The organism is Paenibacillus sp. FSL F4-0125 (assembly GCF_038008565.1).
Classification (GTDB): domain Bacteria; phylum Bacillota; class Bacilli; order Paenibacillales; family Paenibacillaceae; genus Paenibacillus_AQ.
In genome coordinates this window covers 1,422,556-1,436,830 of sequence record NZ_JBBOZJ010000001.1, presented here as the reverse complement: position 1 = coordinate 1,436,830, position 14,275 = coordinate 1,422,556, and the positions used below count along the sequence as shown (strand labels likewise).

General features: G+C 44.9%; 13 protein-coding genes. 11 read left to right on the top strand and 2 right to left on the bottom strand.

The features are described 5' to 3' along the window. Position 1: 1 nt before the first annotated feature. Complete coding sequence (locus tag NST74_RS06430) at positions 2-952, top strand: alpha/beta hydrolase (RefSeq protein WP_341111021.1); 951 nt, start codon at positions 2-4, stop codon at positions 950-952. A gap of 219 nt (positions 953-1,171) precedes the next feature. On the opposite strand, the gene NST74_RS06425 is transcribed toward NST74_RS06430, so the two are convergent. Together NST74_RS06425 and recQ are read right to left on the bottom strand one after the other, a co-directional pair. Continuing rightward, a complete protein-coding gene (locus NST74_RS06425; RefSeq protein ID WP_341111020.1) occupies positions 1,172-3,079 on the bottom strand; it encodes a B12-binding domain-containing radical SAM protein in 1,908 nt (635 codons plus the stop codon). Positions 3,080-3,094: 15 nt separating this feature from the next. After that, on the bottom strand, positions 3,095-4,930 hold the full coding sequence (recQ, locus tag NST74_RS06420; RefSeq protein WP_341111019.1) for a DNA helicase RecQ: 1,836 nt from the start codon (positions 4,928-4,930) through the stop codon (positions 3,095-3,097). 170 nt (positions 4,931-5,100) lie between these two features. On the opposite strand from recQ, the gene NST74_RS06415 reads away from it, so the two are divergent. From NST74_RS06415 to NST74_RS06370, 10 genes are all read left to right on the top strand, one after another. Further along, positions 5,101-6,717 (top strand): spore germination protein, encoded by a 1,617-nt coding sequence (locus NST74_RS06415; protein WP_341111018.1) that lies wholly within the window; start codon positions 5,101-5,103, stop codon positions 6,715-6,717. Then, positions 6,707-7,810, top strand: coding sequence for a GerAB/ArcD/ProY family transporter (locus NST74_RS06410; RefSeq protein ID WP_341111016.1), 1,104 nt, complete (start codon positions 6,707-6,709; stop codon positions 7,808-7,810). The genes NST74_RS06415 and NST74_RS06410 overlap by 11 nt, the downstream gene beginning before the upstream one ends. After that, positions 7,803-9,026: a Ger(x)C family spore germination protein gene (locus NST74_RS06405; protein WP_341111015.1), complete on the top strand. Its 1,224-nt coding sequence runs from the start codon at positions 7,803-7,805 to the stop codon at positions 9,024-9,026. The genes NST74_RS06410 and NST74_RS06405 overlap by 8 nt, the downstream gene beginning before the upstream one ends. Positions 9,027-9,050: 24 nt before the next feature. Then, positions 9,051-9,239 (top strand): CLC_0170 family protein, encoded by a 189-nt coding sequence (locus tag NST74_RS06400; RefSeq protein ID WP_341111014.1) that lies wholly within the window; start codon positions 9,051-9,053, stop codon positions 9,237-9,239. 93 nt (positions 9,240-9,332) lie between these two features. Then, a complete protein-coding gene (locus tag NST74_RS06395) occupies positions 9,333-10,313 on the top strand; it encodes an RluA family pseudouridine synthase (RefSeq protein ID WP_341111013.1) in 981 nt (326 codons plus the stop codon). 103 nt (positions 10,314-10,416) lie between these two features. Further along, positions 10,417-10,836, top strand: a complete 420-nt coding sequence (locus NST74_RS06390; RefSeq protein WP_341111012.1) for a GNAT family N-acetyltransferase — start codon at positions 10,417-10,419, stop codon at positions 10,834-10,836. A 97-nt stretch (positions 10,837-10,933) separates the two neighbouring features. Then, positions 10,934-11,455 (top strand): hypothetical protein, encoded by a 522-nt coding sequence (locus tag NST74_RS06385; protein ID WP_042125040.1) that lies wholly within the window; start codon positions 10,934-10,936, stop codon positions 11,453-11,455. A 47-nt stretch (positions 11,456-11,502) separates the two neighbouring features. Continuing rightward, positions 11,503-11,898, top strand: a complete 396-nt coding sequence (locus NST74_RS06380) for a hypothetical protein (RefSeq protein WP_341111011.1) — start codon at positions 11,503-11,505, stop codon at positions 11,896-11,898. 20 nt (positions 11,899-11,918) lie between these two features. Then, the gene (locus tag NST74_RS06375) at positions 11,919-12,488 is read left to right on the top strand and encodes a TetR-like C-terminal domain-containing protein (RefSeq protein WP_341111010.1); all 570 of its coding nucleotides are present in this window, start codon (positions 11,919-11,921) and stop codon (positions 12,486-12,488) included. 156 nt (positions 12,489-12,644) lie between these two features. Further along, the gene (locus NST74_RS06370) at positions 12,645-14,225 is read left to right on the top strand and encodes an oleate hydratase (protein ID WP_341111009.1); all 1,581 of its coding nucleotides are present in this window, start codon (positions 12,645-12,647) and stop codon (positions 14,223-14,225) included. Positions 14,226-14,275: the final 50 nt, after the last annotated feature.

Below are 14,275 nucleotides of genomic sequence, written 5' to 3'. Positions count from 1 at the left end.
CATGAAGGAAAACAGTTTTACCCTAACGGATCCCATAGGTGTAAATATCCATGTCTATGAATGGTTACCTGAATCCGATGTTCCAGTTAAGGGTATCGTGCAAATTTCTCACGGAATGTGCGAAACGGCTGTCCGTTACGCTCGGTTTGCGGAAGCATTAACCGGAATAGGTTATGCAGTATATGTAAATGACCACCGGGGACATGGTAAAACCGCTGGTCAAGTCAATTTGCTCGGCGATGTCGGAGAAGACGGATTCTATTGGATGCGGCGCAACCTGCTTCAGGTAGCCGCCAAAGCACTCTCCAAACATGAAGGAAAGCCCATCTTTCTTTTTTCTCATAGCATGGGCTCCTTTCTGGCCCAAAAGCTGATGTGTGAAGAAGGTAACGAAATCTATACAGGGTTTATCCTAAGCGGTACAAATGGTCCCCGCGGTATGCTGCGCCTTGGCGAATCTCTGGCTAGTGCACAGCTTAAGCTAAAGGGAGAACATCACCGCAGTGTATTGATGAATAGCTTAGTATTCGGCAGTTACAACCGTGCCTTTTCTCCCGTAAGAACAGCTTATGACTGGCTGAGCAGCGATGCTGATGAAGTTGATAAGTACATTTCCGATCCATTCTGCGGAGCCATTTGTACGACACGTTTTTTCCGTGACTTCTTCCACCTCCTAAGGGAGATTCATTCCGAAGAATCACTTAGCACATTATGTACAAGCAAGCCCATTTATATATTTGGTGGAGATAAAGATCCTGTAGGGATGACCGGACAAGGTATTCCCCGTCTAGCTGAGTTGTATAAGAAACGAGGAGTGGCAGACGTTGAGTACCGACTATATCCAGGTGGCAGACACGAGATGCTAAATGAGGTAAACCGGGATCAAGTTACAGCTGATGTAATTAATTGGCTAGGCCAGCATCTCCCTTCTGAGGTTACGGCTACAAGTTAAGAAAAAGCCGAAGTTTTGAGGCTAGTGGATTTTATGTAGAGCAGCGGTCCTCCCGTTATTGGGGGATCGCTGCTTTTCGTTTTGGGTTGTGTGCAGCTTACTTTACCCCTTACTACTTTACTTTCCCCCCACTGCTTTCGGACTCAGATGACGATTGCGAATGACGCAAAAATAGACCGCCCCAAAGGAACGGTCTATCCATCAAACTGAACCACCTTATTACAGTGGCAGCGTATAGTACTGAGCACGTTGGCTCTCGTTTTGCTGGTACATCACGATCAGGAGTGTGCGACCTTCTCGAACGGAAGAAGGTTCAGCTACGGCTACAGCCGAGCTTGTGGTTTGGACAGACTCTTCTAAACCGCTCTCTGTGCCTCCTTGTATTAGCGACTCTGAAGAAGGTGCAACCCCGTCGACAACATTGTCCGCTTCCTCTTCCTCTGAACCCCCATCTGCCCGTAGACCGCTAATGGATTCCAGCACCGCTTCTAGCGAGAAGGGCAGCACTTCAAGTACTGTATACTTTTGCAGTTCTCTTTCACTGAGTCCGGCTTCTGCCAATTGGGCAGAAATTTGACCCGGATTAGCAGCGATATCCTTCAAGTAGCTCGACCAATCCGATTTATCCAGCACGAAGTCCCACCAGATTTTGCGAGGCTTATACTTGTGTCCTAGGAAATAATCAAGCTTCATTAACCCCGTAATAATATCCATAGACGGTGTCCCGCGATCTATCAAGAAGGACTGCAAACGGATAAAGAGATCTTCCAGTTGATGCCCAATCTTTTGCCAGCCTCTCTCTTCCCAATAGTCACCGAACTCCTGGAAGAAATCGAATGGGGATTCAAATACGTGACGGATCAGGTATTTGGCCGTATGGTCCATCCGATGGCTGTTCCAGTATTTCTCCAGCACATCCTCAAGCCGCTTCAACCGGATAATATCCGAGAAGGACATCATATGACTGCTAAGAATTTCGTAAGGGGCATGTTCCATATACGTATACTCATATTTTGCCGCCTGGGCGCGCAGGCCCGTCCCCCGAAGCATTTTGAGGAATCCAAGCTGCAGCTCTTCTGGCTCCATAACGAATACATCATTAAAGGTTTTGCGGAAGGTGGTGTAATCCTCCATTGGAAGCCCCGCGATCAAATCTAGATGCTGATCGATATTGCGACTTTCCTTAATCTTCATCACGGTACGGGACAGCTTCTTGAAATTCTGGCGGCGTTTAACGAGCTCGTTCGTCTCATCATTCGTAGACTGTACACCAATCTCAAATCTGAAGATGCCCGGAGGCGCATTCTTGGACAGGAAATCCAGAACTTCTGGCCGCATGATATCTGCTGTAATTTCAAACTGGAATACACAGCCTTGATGATTGTCGATCAGGAATTGAAACATTTCCATCGCATAGTTACGATTGATATTGAAGGTGCGGTCCAAGAACTTAATGATTTTGGCACCATTCTCAATTAAGTAGAGGAGATCAGACTTCACACGTTCAATATCATAGTAACGTACACCTACCTCAATGCTGGATAAACAGAATTGACAGTTAAACGGGCAACCACGGCTTGTCTCAAAATAAACAATACGTTTACTCAAATCTGGAATATCCTCGGGAAAACGGTGAGGCGTAGGCAGCGTATTTAAATCGCTTTTTGGACGAGGTGGATTTACAATGATCTCCTCTCCCTTACGATAAGCAGCGCCATACACAAAATGAAATTTCCGATCGTCTCTCAGCTCCTGCAGCAGATGATGAAAGGTCTCTTCTCCATCTCCGTTGACAATAAAATCAATACCGGCCTCTCTTTTCATCCAATGCAGCGGCTCATACGAAACTTCCGGTCCTCCGAGAACAATCGTAACCTCAGGCATCACTTGCTTAAGAATTCCGATCAGCTTAAGCGTCTCTTCGATATTCCAGATATAACAGGAGAAGCCAATCACATCTGGCCGTTTCTGAAACAAGTCGGACACGATATTCATCACGGGATCTTTGATGGTGTACTCTACCAAATGAATATCATTAAATTCATGCTCACTGTAAGCTTTTAGCAAACGAATCGCCAGTGAAGTATGGATGTATTTGGCGTTTAATGTGGTTAGGATGATTTTCATGCTACACGACCTTCTCTACATTTCATTTTGAAAAAACTCTAGGAATGCTTTACCGTACTTCCGGTATTTCACTTCCCCTACGCCCTTCACTCTCAGCATTTCCGCTTCGGTCTGTGGACAAACCACACTCATCTCACGCAGCGTTGCATCATTAAAAATAATGTAAGATGGCACATGCTCTCGGCCTGCCAGTTCCCGCCGAATCAGACGAAGCTGCTCGAAGACGGTCTCATTGACCGCCGAAGGTGACAAATCATGTCCGCGACTACGAACTCGCGTACCGGATGCCGCACCTGCTCGTGATGGCCGCGCCACCCGCTGCATCACCTCACGCTGTCCTCGCAGTACCTCAGCAGCCAAAGGCTGGAGCCGTACTACCGGATATTGTCCTTCAGACAATGCCAGATATCCTTCAGAGATAAGTACATTGATACTCTCCGAGATCTCCTTCTCCGTCCGGCTCGACATCGCACCATGGGTCGGCAGCTTATCAAAACCATACTGCATCACCTTCTGATTGCGAGAACCTTTAAGCACAGAAGCCACCAACGCTACTCCATAACGCTCCCGCATACGGTGGATGCAAGAGAATATCTTCTGTGCATCTACAGTCATATCTACAAGCTCTCGTTCATCTGTACATGAGCTGCAAATCCCGCATGGCTTGTCTCCATGTGCCTCACCAAAATAATCCAGCTGAGCACTCCGCAAACAACGGGTAGTATAGCAATAATCAATCATTTGCTGAAGTTTGCGATATTCGTTAGCCTTGCGGTCCGTATCCTGCGGATTCTGCTCAATTAGGAACTTTTGTGTCATAATATCCTGCGCACTAAAGAGCAGGATACACTCACTAGGTTCACCGTCACGGCCAGCACGACCAGCCTCTTGAACATAAGCTTCCATATTTTTCGGCATATTGTAATGAATTACGTAACGGACATTGGATTTATCAATCCCCATCCCAAAGGCATTCGTGGCCACCATAACCCGGATATCATCATAGAGGAAGCCTTCCTGACTATCTGCCCGCTCCTGATCATTCATCCCTGCGTGATAGCGGCCTGCTGCTATTCCTGAAGCCTGCAGCCTTTGATATAGATCATCTACTTCTTTGCGTGTAGCCGCATATACAATGCCCGGTTGGTGGGAATGTGTCGCTGTGTAGTCCATGACGAATTCCCGCTTATTCTCTCCACGTAGCACAGACATGGCTAGATTATCTCTTCCGAGTCCAGTCATGAAAATACCTGGCTCGCGCAGACGAAGCAGCCGAACCATGTCCTCCATAACCTCTGGCGTCGCCGTCGCTGTAAATGCAGCCAAGATAGGTCGTTCTGGCAACTCGTCCACAAATGGCGATACCGACAAATAACTTGTGCGGAAATCATGTCCCCACTGTGATACACAGTGTGCCTCATCTACAGCCACACAGGAAATAGACAGCTCGGCCATCTCTAGACGGAACCAATCCAGCTCTAGTCTTTCGGGCGCGACATAAAGCAGCTTCAAATCACCGCGACGGGCAGCCCGAATCCGCTCATTTACTTCTTTTCCGCTTAACGTGCTATTAATAAAGGCTGCCGGAATACCTGCCGTGGTCAATGCATCCACCTGATCTTTCATCAGCGAGATCAATGGCGATATCACCAATGTCAGTCCGGGCAGCAGCAATGCAGGAACCTGATAGCAGATCGACTTCCCGCCTCCAGTGGGAAGAATTCCCAGCGTGTCGCGACCTTCCAGCAAGTTCTGAACAATCTTCTTCTGACCATCCCGAAAATCTGGATAACCGTAATATTTCTGCAGTTCAGCCTGCGCCTGTTCAATAGTAGGTGCTTGCATCTTCATATCTCTCATAACCCCTTAAGCGTTTCTATCTTTAGTTTAGCGGTCAATGGTGTATTGAGCAACACTCCTGAACTATCGTCACCTTGTTCTTCTTTTGAAATATTTACATAAAAGGTCTTCTTTTAAGCCAAGCTTTAAGATGAGTGATTTCATAGAAAGGTGGAGCGACCGTGCAAAATTGGAAACAAAAATATACCTCTTTTAAACAAAAGCCTGCACGCAAAGAGTCCTCTGCCCAGGAGAATCGTCCGCTAAAACCACTGGATTCCAGCCTAAAAAGCAATATAAGCTTCATTCGACAAGTCTTTGGAGAAGACAGCGACCTTATTGTCCGTAACTTTAAAGTGTACGGTAGATATGATGCAGCTATTATCTTTTTTTCTTCTGTAGTGGACCAGAATCAGATTCAGAACTATGTTTTAAAGCCGTTAATGAATGTTTCCTCCGACCCCTCAGAAATTCCAGAAGATTTAAAAGATCTAGCTGATTACATCTGGAGTATGACGGTACAAGTAACACAAGGGAACCGAACTAAGGACCTAAATACTCTAGCCTCCATTTTGCTGGAGGGAAATGTAGTTCTACTCATAGATGGAATGGATCAGGCCCTGTATTTCAATCTGCGTAAAATTGAGCATCGTAGTATTGAGCAACCTCAAACTGAACAAGTCATACGCGGTTCGCGAGATGGGTTTATCGAGAATTTACAATCCAATCTCTCCTTACTTCGCTATCGACTGCAAACGCCGGATTTTCGCGTAGTAACTGCTCCTCTTGGCGTACGGACGCGCTCAGAAGTAGCTGTTTGTTATATCGAAGGAATAGCAGATCCAGAACTAGTTCAAAAGGTGATGAAAAGATTGTCAGCTATAAATGTAGATGGCATCCTTGATTCGGGGTATATCGAGCAATTCATAGAAGATCATCCCCTCTCCCCGTTTCCACAGGTTCAGCCAACCGAACGTCCGGATAAATCTATTGCCTCTTTATTAGAAGGACGAGTCATCATCCTTGTAGACGGCTCACCATTCTGCCTCATCGTCCCGGCGCTTTTCAATCAGTTTTTTCAGACGATGGATGACTATACGGAACGTTTTGTTGTGGGAAGCCTCCTAAGAATGATTCGTCTGATCGCATTATTATTTTCCCTTTTCTTCCCAGCCTTATATGTCTCCATTATCTCTTTCAACCCTGAGCTACTGCCGACAGAGTTCGCCGTTGCTATAACAGGTGCGAGAGCTGGCGTGCCCTTTCCAGCCGTATTGGAAGTTCTGATTATGGAAGTCTTCATGGAGGTGCTGCGTGAAGCAACCATTCGCTTACCGCAAATGATTGGCGGGGCTCTTTCTATTGTAGGTGTGCTTGTCATTGGTCAGGCAGCCGTAGCAGCAGGTCTGGCGAGTCCAACAACCGTAGTTGTTGTAGCTATAACGACCATAGGGTCATTTGCCACACCCGCTTACAATGCCGCTATTTCTTCAAGAATGCTTAGATTTCCATTGATTATATTGGCAGGCTGCTTTGGTCTGTACGGAGTAATGCTTGGGACGATTGTTATTGTTAACCACTTATTATTTCTGGAATCCTTTGGAGTTCCCTACATGACCCCCTTTGTTCCTACGGTATGGAAGGACCTTAAGGATAGTATCGTTCGGGTACCTCTATGGTGGATGCGAAGTCGCCCAAGCTTTCTTAATACACCTGACCCTGATCTTCTTGCGAAGGATATCCCCAAAATGCATACCGATCTGATTTTTAAGGAGAAAAGTGAAGCTGATGAATCGTAACCGCCCCATAACAACGATCCAAGTCATGGCTGTAATCATCAGTACGATTATAGGAATAGGTATCTTAAGTATTCCTCGTTATATGGCTGAAGCCGGAGACAGTGGTGCACCGCTCGTAACTGCTTCTGGCGTACCTGTTGCTTTTTTAGGTTGCTGGTTTACTGCAGTTGTCTGCAGAAAATTCCCTAACGAAACGTTGTTCGTGTTCAGCCGTCGCCTTCTCGGAACTTGGCTCGCGGATATTTTCTCCATGCTTATTTCTTTGTTTTTTGCTTTCTCTGCCGGGATCACCATGCGCCAATTCGGAGAAGTATGTATTGCGGTTGTCTTTAAAAAGACACCAATCGAAGCAGTAATTCTCTTAATGCTCCTACTGGTTGCCTTATCAATTCGTAGAAATACTGTCAAATTCACTTACGTACATGTTTTTTATTTACCTTTTATTCTATTATCCGTTATCGCAATTATATTGGTAGCTATGAGAAATGTTGATGTTCTGAACTTGCTACCTCTCACCGGAAATCACACCACCTTATCAAGCTTTTCCAAAGGGACGATTACGTCTGCCGCCCTATATCAGGGCACATTTGTCATAACACTATTAGTTCCTCTTATGAAAAAACCTCAACAAGCCCTAAAAGCAGGCATTATTGCGCTTGGTTTCATTGGATTCATTTATATAATGATCGTTTGGGTCACTCTAGGCATGTTTGGAGCTCAAGAATCCAAAATACTTTCCTATCCAACCCTAGAAGCAGCTCGCTCCATATCCATCGGCGCAGGACTATTAGAACGGTTTGATGCTCTTTTTATAATAATCTGGGTGATTTCTATATTCACTACCATCTTTACGAACTACTACATAGCTGCATACTCTCTGCAACAAGTGCTGCGACACAAGGATCACCGCCTGATCTCCAGTTTCTTATTTCCGCTTATCTTCATTTTTTCACTTTTCCCGAGAAATATATTTCAGGTCAATACATTTGCCAGCATTACAGGCATATTCGGTTTGGTTTTTTTGACCATCTACCCTCTTTTACTATGGTTAGCTTCTCTAATCCGGCATAAAGGAGCCCTGTCTCATGAATAAAAAAACTTACAAGCGTGTAGTTCTTATCTTTATTCTCTTACTCCTGTCTGGATTGCTCGCAGGCTGCTGGGACCAGCTTGAAATTGAAGACCGTGCATTGGTACTAGGGTTATCCATTGATTCCGTCCCTTCAGACAGTAAAATAAATGATGATCAAACCACTCACTTAAAAAGCGCAAATATTAACAATCCCCAAATTCGTGTGACCGCCCAAATTGCGGTACCGGGAAGAGTTCCACTCGGACCTGGCAGTGGGGGTGAAGGCGGGGGTGGAAATCAAAGTCCAGTATGGGTCGTAGAAGTATATGGATACACATTAGATGATGCCATGAACAATTTACAGCAGCAAATTTCCGATCCACGTTATTTGATTCATTTAAGAGTGATTATTATTAGTGAGGATGTTGCGAGAAAAAGCATGGATGACTTAAATGATTATTTGCGACGCAATCCAGAAGTTCGTCGCCGGACCTGGCTGCTAGTATCCGAAGGGGAAGCTGCTAAATTTATGAATATAAATCCTCCACTGCAGCGAGTACCGACCCTTTACATCCTGTCCACCATGGAAAAAGCGGTAACATCAGGAAAATTCCCTGCAGATTATATAGGCACATTCTGGTCTGCTGAATCTAAATGGGGCGAAAGCGGTTATCTACCTTATGTCTCTTTACATCAAGAGGACAATATTATGATTAAAGGCCTGGCTTACTTTAGCGGTGGAGTTATGGCGGGTTCGACGCTTCCCATTGAAATTGGCGCGTATATGGCCATGAAGGGTATTAATCCTGGGGGATACTCTGATCTTTTCAATGCTGAAGAATTCGGTCCGGTGATGCTCAAGGTCAACGACCGTTTTACGAGAGTGAAGGTGCATTTCAAAGAGGGCAAACCTCATATTGTCTACAACATCTCTTTAGAGGCGGCTCTAGATGAGCATTTACGTAGTAATATCCCGATCGATTCCAGCCGTTCTTTAGAAAAGATTGAAGATATCTTTCAAAAGAGAGTGATCGGTATTTTCAACCATTTTATTGAAGAAACTCAACAAGCGCATTCCGATGTCTTTGGCATGGGTGAATATATTCGTGCATATGCTCCCTCCTACTGGAAAGCCCATGTTCGTGACAAACATGACTGGGAGCAGCAGTATTCCAATCTCAGTATTGAAGTTAAGTTGAGAACTCACATCGATAGAGTAGGTCTTAAACAAAATTAAATGACGTTTATAGGAGGCTCTACTATGCTCTATCACCAGCTAACCTACGTAATTGTTGCGCTGCTGATCTCCAGTGTTCTGTTGCTTACTGTGGATACTAAAATATATGCAGTCAATGCTATGCACCGGGAAAAGAAATACGCTAATGTGATCGGTTGGATATATCTCAGCTTATTCCTGCTGATAGGACTAGCTCAGCTATTCTATCTATAAATCTAATTCGTTTCTTGCTGCCCTTCACATAGTATTTCTTAACAGCCCATGGTATATTGAGGAGTACAATATTAAAGGACGGAGAATGCAGTCATGAACTCAAGAAGAAATCCTAAAGAAACAGCTAAAAGAGGTACTCGCTCTCACAGCAAGCCAAATGGCAAGCTTAATCATAAAACTAAAGCACCTGCGGCACCGAAGTCTTTTACAGTAAATGAACCTTCTGAGCTGCTCCCCTTCCTACTCACCCACATCACAGGCCGTGGACGAAATGCAATCAAATCTATCCTCTCACGTGGGCAAGTGGCGGTGAATGGTAAGGTTGTCACTCAGCATAATTTCCAATTACATCCGGGTCAAACCGTGGCGATCGATCAAGAGAAGCCCGTACAAGTAGCGGAGATGATCGGACTTACCATCGTCCATGAGGATGATGATCTAATCATTATTCAGAAGGATGCCGGACTGCTATCGATTGCCACTGCGGAAGAAAATGAATTGACCGCTTACCGCCAGCTTATGGAGCATGTTCGCGTCAGCAATCCTAAGAACCGAATTTTTGTCGTACACCGCTTGGACCGCGATACATCTGGGGTAATGATGTTTGCCAAAAGCGAACGGATCCAGCAGGCACTGCAAACTACGTGGAAAGATACCGTGAAAGAACGTTCTTACGTAGCTCTAGTCGAAGGCGCCGTTAAAAGACCTGAAGGTACAGTGAGCTCTTGGCTAAAAGAAACCTCTACCCTGAAAATGTACTCCAGTCCTCATGAAGGCGATGGTCTACATGCGATTACACATTATAAGCTCATTCAGGCGAACCGCCACTTCTCGTTGCTTGAGGTAAAACTTGAAACTGGGCGCAAAAATCAGATTCGTGTTCATATGGCAGATATCGGCCATCCGATTGCAGGAGACAAGAAGTATGGTGCAGAGACCAAAACGGTAGGTCGTCTCGGTCTGCATGCTCGTGTACTTTCTTTTATTCATCCTACAACAGGAGAGTTAATGACCTTCGAAAGCCCAATTCCGAAGACATTCCTGAAATATACCGCACCTGCACCTACGAACTGACAAGATCACAGTGAATACCCATTCATCCTAAGGGGGCTGATTACAGTGGAGCTTACTACACTACAATCGCTACAATAACTTAACAAAGAATGGGTGATTAGCTATGACAACAGCACATCATTATGAATGTATTGAACGTTTACCCACGACTGAGGAGCATGCCTCCTTATGGGAAGCTGTCGGTTGGGGGAACGTGAATACGGAAATGACCGCAGCCTCTCTGGCTCATTCGGTGTATGGTATGGTCGTTGTACAGGAAGACAAGGTTATCGGTATGGGGCGGATCGTCGGTGATGGTCATATGTATTTCTATCTTCAGGACGTAGCCGTGCTTCCCGAATTTCAGGGCCAAGGCATTGGTAATGGCATTATTGAGCAGCTACTACACTATATTCGGTCTCATTGTTATTCTGGCGCGTTCGTCGGTCTTTTCGCATCACATGGCAAGGATACCTTTTATGAAAAATATGGCTTTCAGAATCATGCTCCAGGTATGACGGGCATGTTCAAGGTCATGGAGTAACACTGGAAAGATGCCCGGTCCATATGGTCCTTGGGCATCTTTTTCACTTCTATTTAGATCATGTTACAATATTAATAAACAAAAGAAGGTGCCATTATTGTTCCATCCTACTGTCTTCGATAATATTAAAATTGCTTTTGAGAACCAAATCTACGATTACGATAATCTGGACGGAATTCTGGTAGTTACGGATCGTTCCGACCTTCTGAATATGGCGTTGATGTCTAGAGAATTCAGCCTTTCCTTCCAATTAACTGCCGGCAGGAGTGTAACCGCCGAAGTCTTCCTCACTTCTTCTGTAAAAGATCTAAGTGATGAAATATTGGAGGTGCCTAACACAGATCCCGGCTGCAATCTTTCATTACGCTTTTATATGGAAATCGAAGATATCCCTGCTGAATGTCAAGCGATTGAGAGTATTCTCAAAGCGATATGGGGACCTGAATTTCAGCCCGTACAGTCTTTAAGCTTCATTTATGGGCAAGAAGGCGAAACCTACAATAACTGCATTGAGCTGCAATTCAAAAGACAAATCACTGAGGAGCAGATGGAGGACATTCCGAACCTGCTGAATCATCTTCTGCAAAGTGTAGAAGAACTGGAATCTTTCTCCGTATAATTCCTGCTGCACACCGTTCGTACTTTGGAAAAAGAGGTGAGCAAGAAATGAAATTCCCGCCTGCTGCCAAAAGTAACCGTTGGTTTCTCTGGATGGCTGTTTATGGTGTTTCTCTATGGCTGCTCTTCATAGTGCACAGATTCGTTATGATGGCCCATTCATTGGATATCACACTCTTACTGCGCTTCGCACTTTTTTCCATTATCGTATCTGGTATCGTTAACGTCTTAGGGTGGTTTGGAGCTCGTCTGCTCTGGTTAATCACTACAACAGGAATTATTATCGGTTCGGTGATTATGCTAAGCTACACCTATAGAGAGATGTCCGGCTGGGAGGATCTCGCGGGATTCCTAGCATTTTTCTTTTTTACCTGTGGAGGATTTGCACTCGGTTTGTTGGCAGAGAGTATTCGTCTGCTGGTTAAGCATTGGCCGAAAGCTTGAATGGAGGAGTTGATAGATCGTTGTCCAATTCTTTTCTCACCAAAAATGCATTGTCCCATTCCTTAAAAGAACTAATGGAACATACGTCGCTCAATAAAATCACAGTCAAACAGCTCGTAGACCATTGCGGACTTAATCGACAAACCTTCTACTATCATTTTCAAGATATATTTGATTTACTGGGCTGGATCTATAAGACAGAAGCTGTAGAAAGCATCGCCCAGTATCGCAGCTATAGTACATGGACGGACGGCTTCTATAGAATCTTCTGCTATATCGAACGAAATAAAACCTTTTGCTGCAACACCTTGAACTCACTTGGCAGAAATCATCTGGATGCCTATCTATACGAAGTGACAAATGATCTTATTATGGGTGTCATAAACGAACTGTCCGCCGGGATGGAGGTTAGCCATGAAGATAAACATTTCATTGCTAATTTCTATACACTGGCCTTCACAGGTCTCGTCATTCAATGGATGAGAGCCGGGATGAAAGAGCATCCGGATCACATTATCGAGAAGCTAAGTGTACTCATTGAGGGAAATTTTCTAAAAGCTCTGCACAAATATGAGAACAAGCCGTTGTAACCTTTGGGTTCAACGGTTTTTTTGTCTAAAAACTAGACACATGAACCATAATGACCAAAATCCATACACTCTAAAAGGTTTGATTATACCTTCAAAATTGGAGTTGGTTTACATTAAGAGTGTGATTATTTCAACAACAACTTGGAGGCGACCATTGTGAAAAAAGAGTACGGTAATAAACAGGTTTATTTTGTCGGTGGCGGAATTGCATCCTTAGCGGGCGCGGCTTACCTGGTCAGAGACTGTGACTTTCCGGGACAGAACATTCACATTATTGAAGAGATGAAGATTCTCGGTGGCAGTAACGACGGCGCAGGTGACGCTGAGCACGGTTATGTCATTCGCGGTGGCCGGATGCTTAACGATGAGACCTATGAGAATACATGGGATTTACTCATGTCGATTCCCTCCCTCGACCATCCTGAGAAATCCGTTAGAGAAGAGATTATAGAATTCGATACCGCCAATCCAACACATGCTAACGCTAGACTCGTCAACCAGAGCGGTGAGGTGGAAGATGTATTGTCCATGGGCTTCGATATGGCTGACCGGCTTGCGATGGGCAAATTGATTATTACACCGGAAGAAAAAATGGGAAAGGCTCGGATTAATGACTGGTTTGGTCCACACTTTTTCACCACGAACTTCTGGTATATGTGGGCTACTACTTTCGCATTCCAGCCTTGGCATAGCGCTGTAGAGCTTAAACGATATATGATTCGCTTCGTTCATGAGTTCCCAAGAATTCAAACCCTGGAAGGCGTAACCCGCACTCCATATAACCAGTACGATTCTATCATCTTACCTATGCACAAATATCTCGAAGGCTTCGGCGTTGACTTTACACTGAAATGTACAGTAACTGACCTGCAGTTCAAAGACGGAGATGGCATTACCGTAACCCAAATGAACGTCCTACGCCAAGGTGCCCCAGACGTTATTAACATAAGCGAAGACGATATCGTAATCGTCACGAACGGCTCCATGACCGAAGGCTCCAGCCTTGGATCCATGACCTCTGCCCCACGTCTCAACGGGAAGGGTAGCTCATGGAAATTATGGGAGAACATCGCCGCCAAAAAACCAGGTCTCGGCAATCCATCATCCTTCGATGATCATATCGATGGTTCGAAATGGGAGTCATTTACCGTGACCTTCCAAGACTCTAAATTCTTCGATCTTATGGAAAAATTCACTCGCAATCGTGCAGGTACTGGCGCATTAGTTACCTTTAAAGATTCGAGCTGGCTGATGTCCGTTGTCTTAGCCTTCCAACCGCATTTCCGCAATCAACCAGAGCATGTAAAAGTATTCTGGGGTTACGGTTTGTACCCTGACAACGTAGGAGACTTCGTGAAGAAGAAAATGAGTGAATGTACCGGGGAAGAAATTATGGAAGAACTAATCGGTCATCTTCATTTCGAAGAACATAAGGACGAGATCATGGCAACTGCTAATTGTATTCCATGTATGATGCCTTATATCACTTCACAATTCATGCCTAGATTAAATAGTGACCGGCCTAAAGTGGTTCCTGAAGGCTCCACTAACCTTGCCTTCGTTGGCCAATATTGCGAAATTCCAGATGATGTTGTATTCACGGAGGAATACTCTATCAGAGCAGCAAGAACTGCAGTATACACATTGCTCGGCATTAACCGGCCTATCGAGCCAATCAATCAACATCAGTACGATGTCCGCACCTTGTTCACAAGCTTTATCACTTCATTTAGATAAACACATCATTAAGAGACAAGCGCTCCCGGATAGATTCGGGGGCGCTTGTC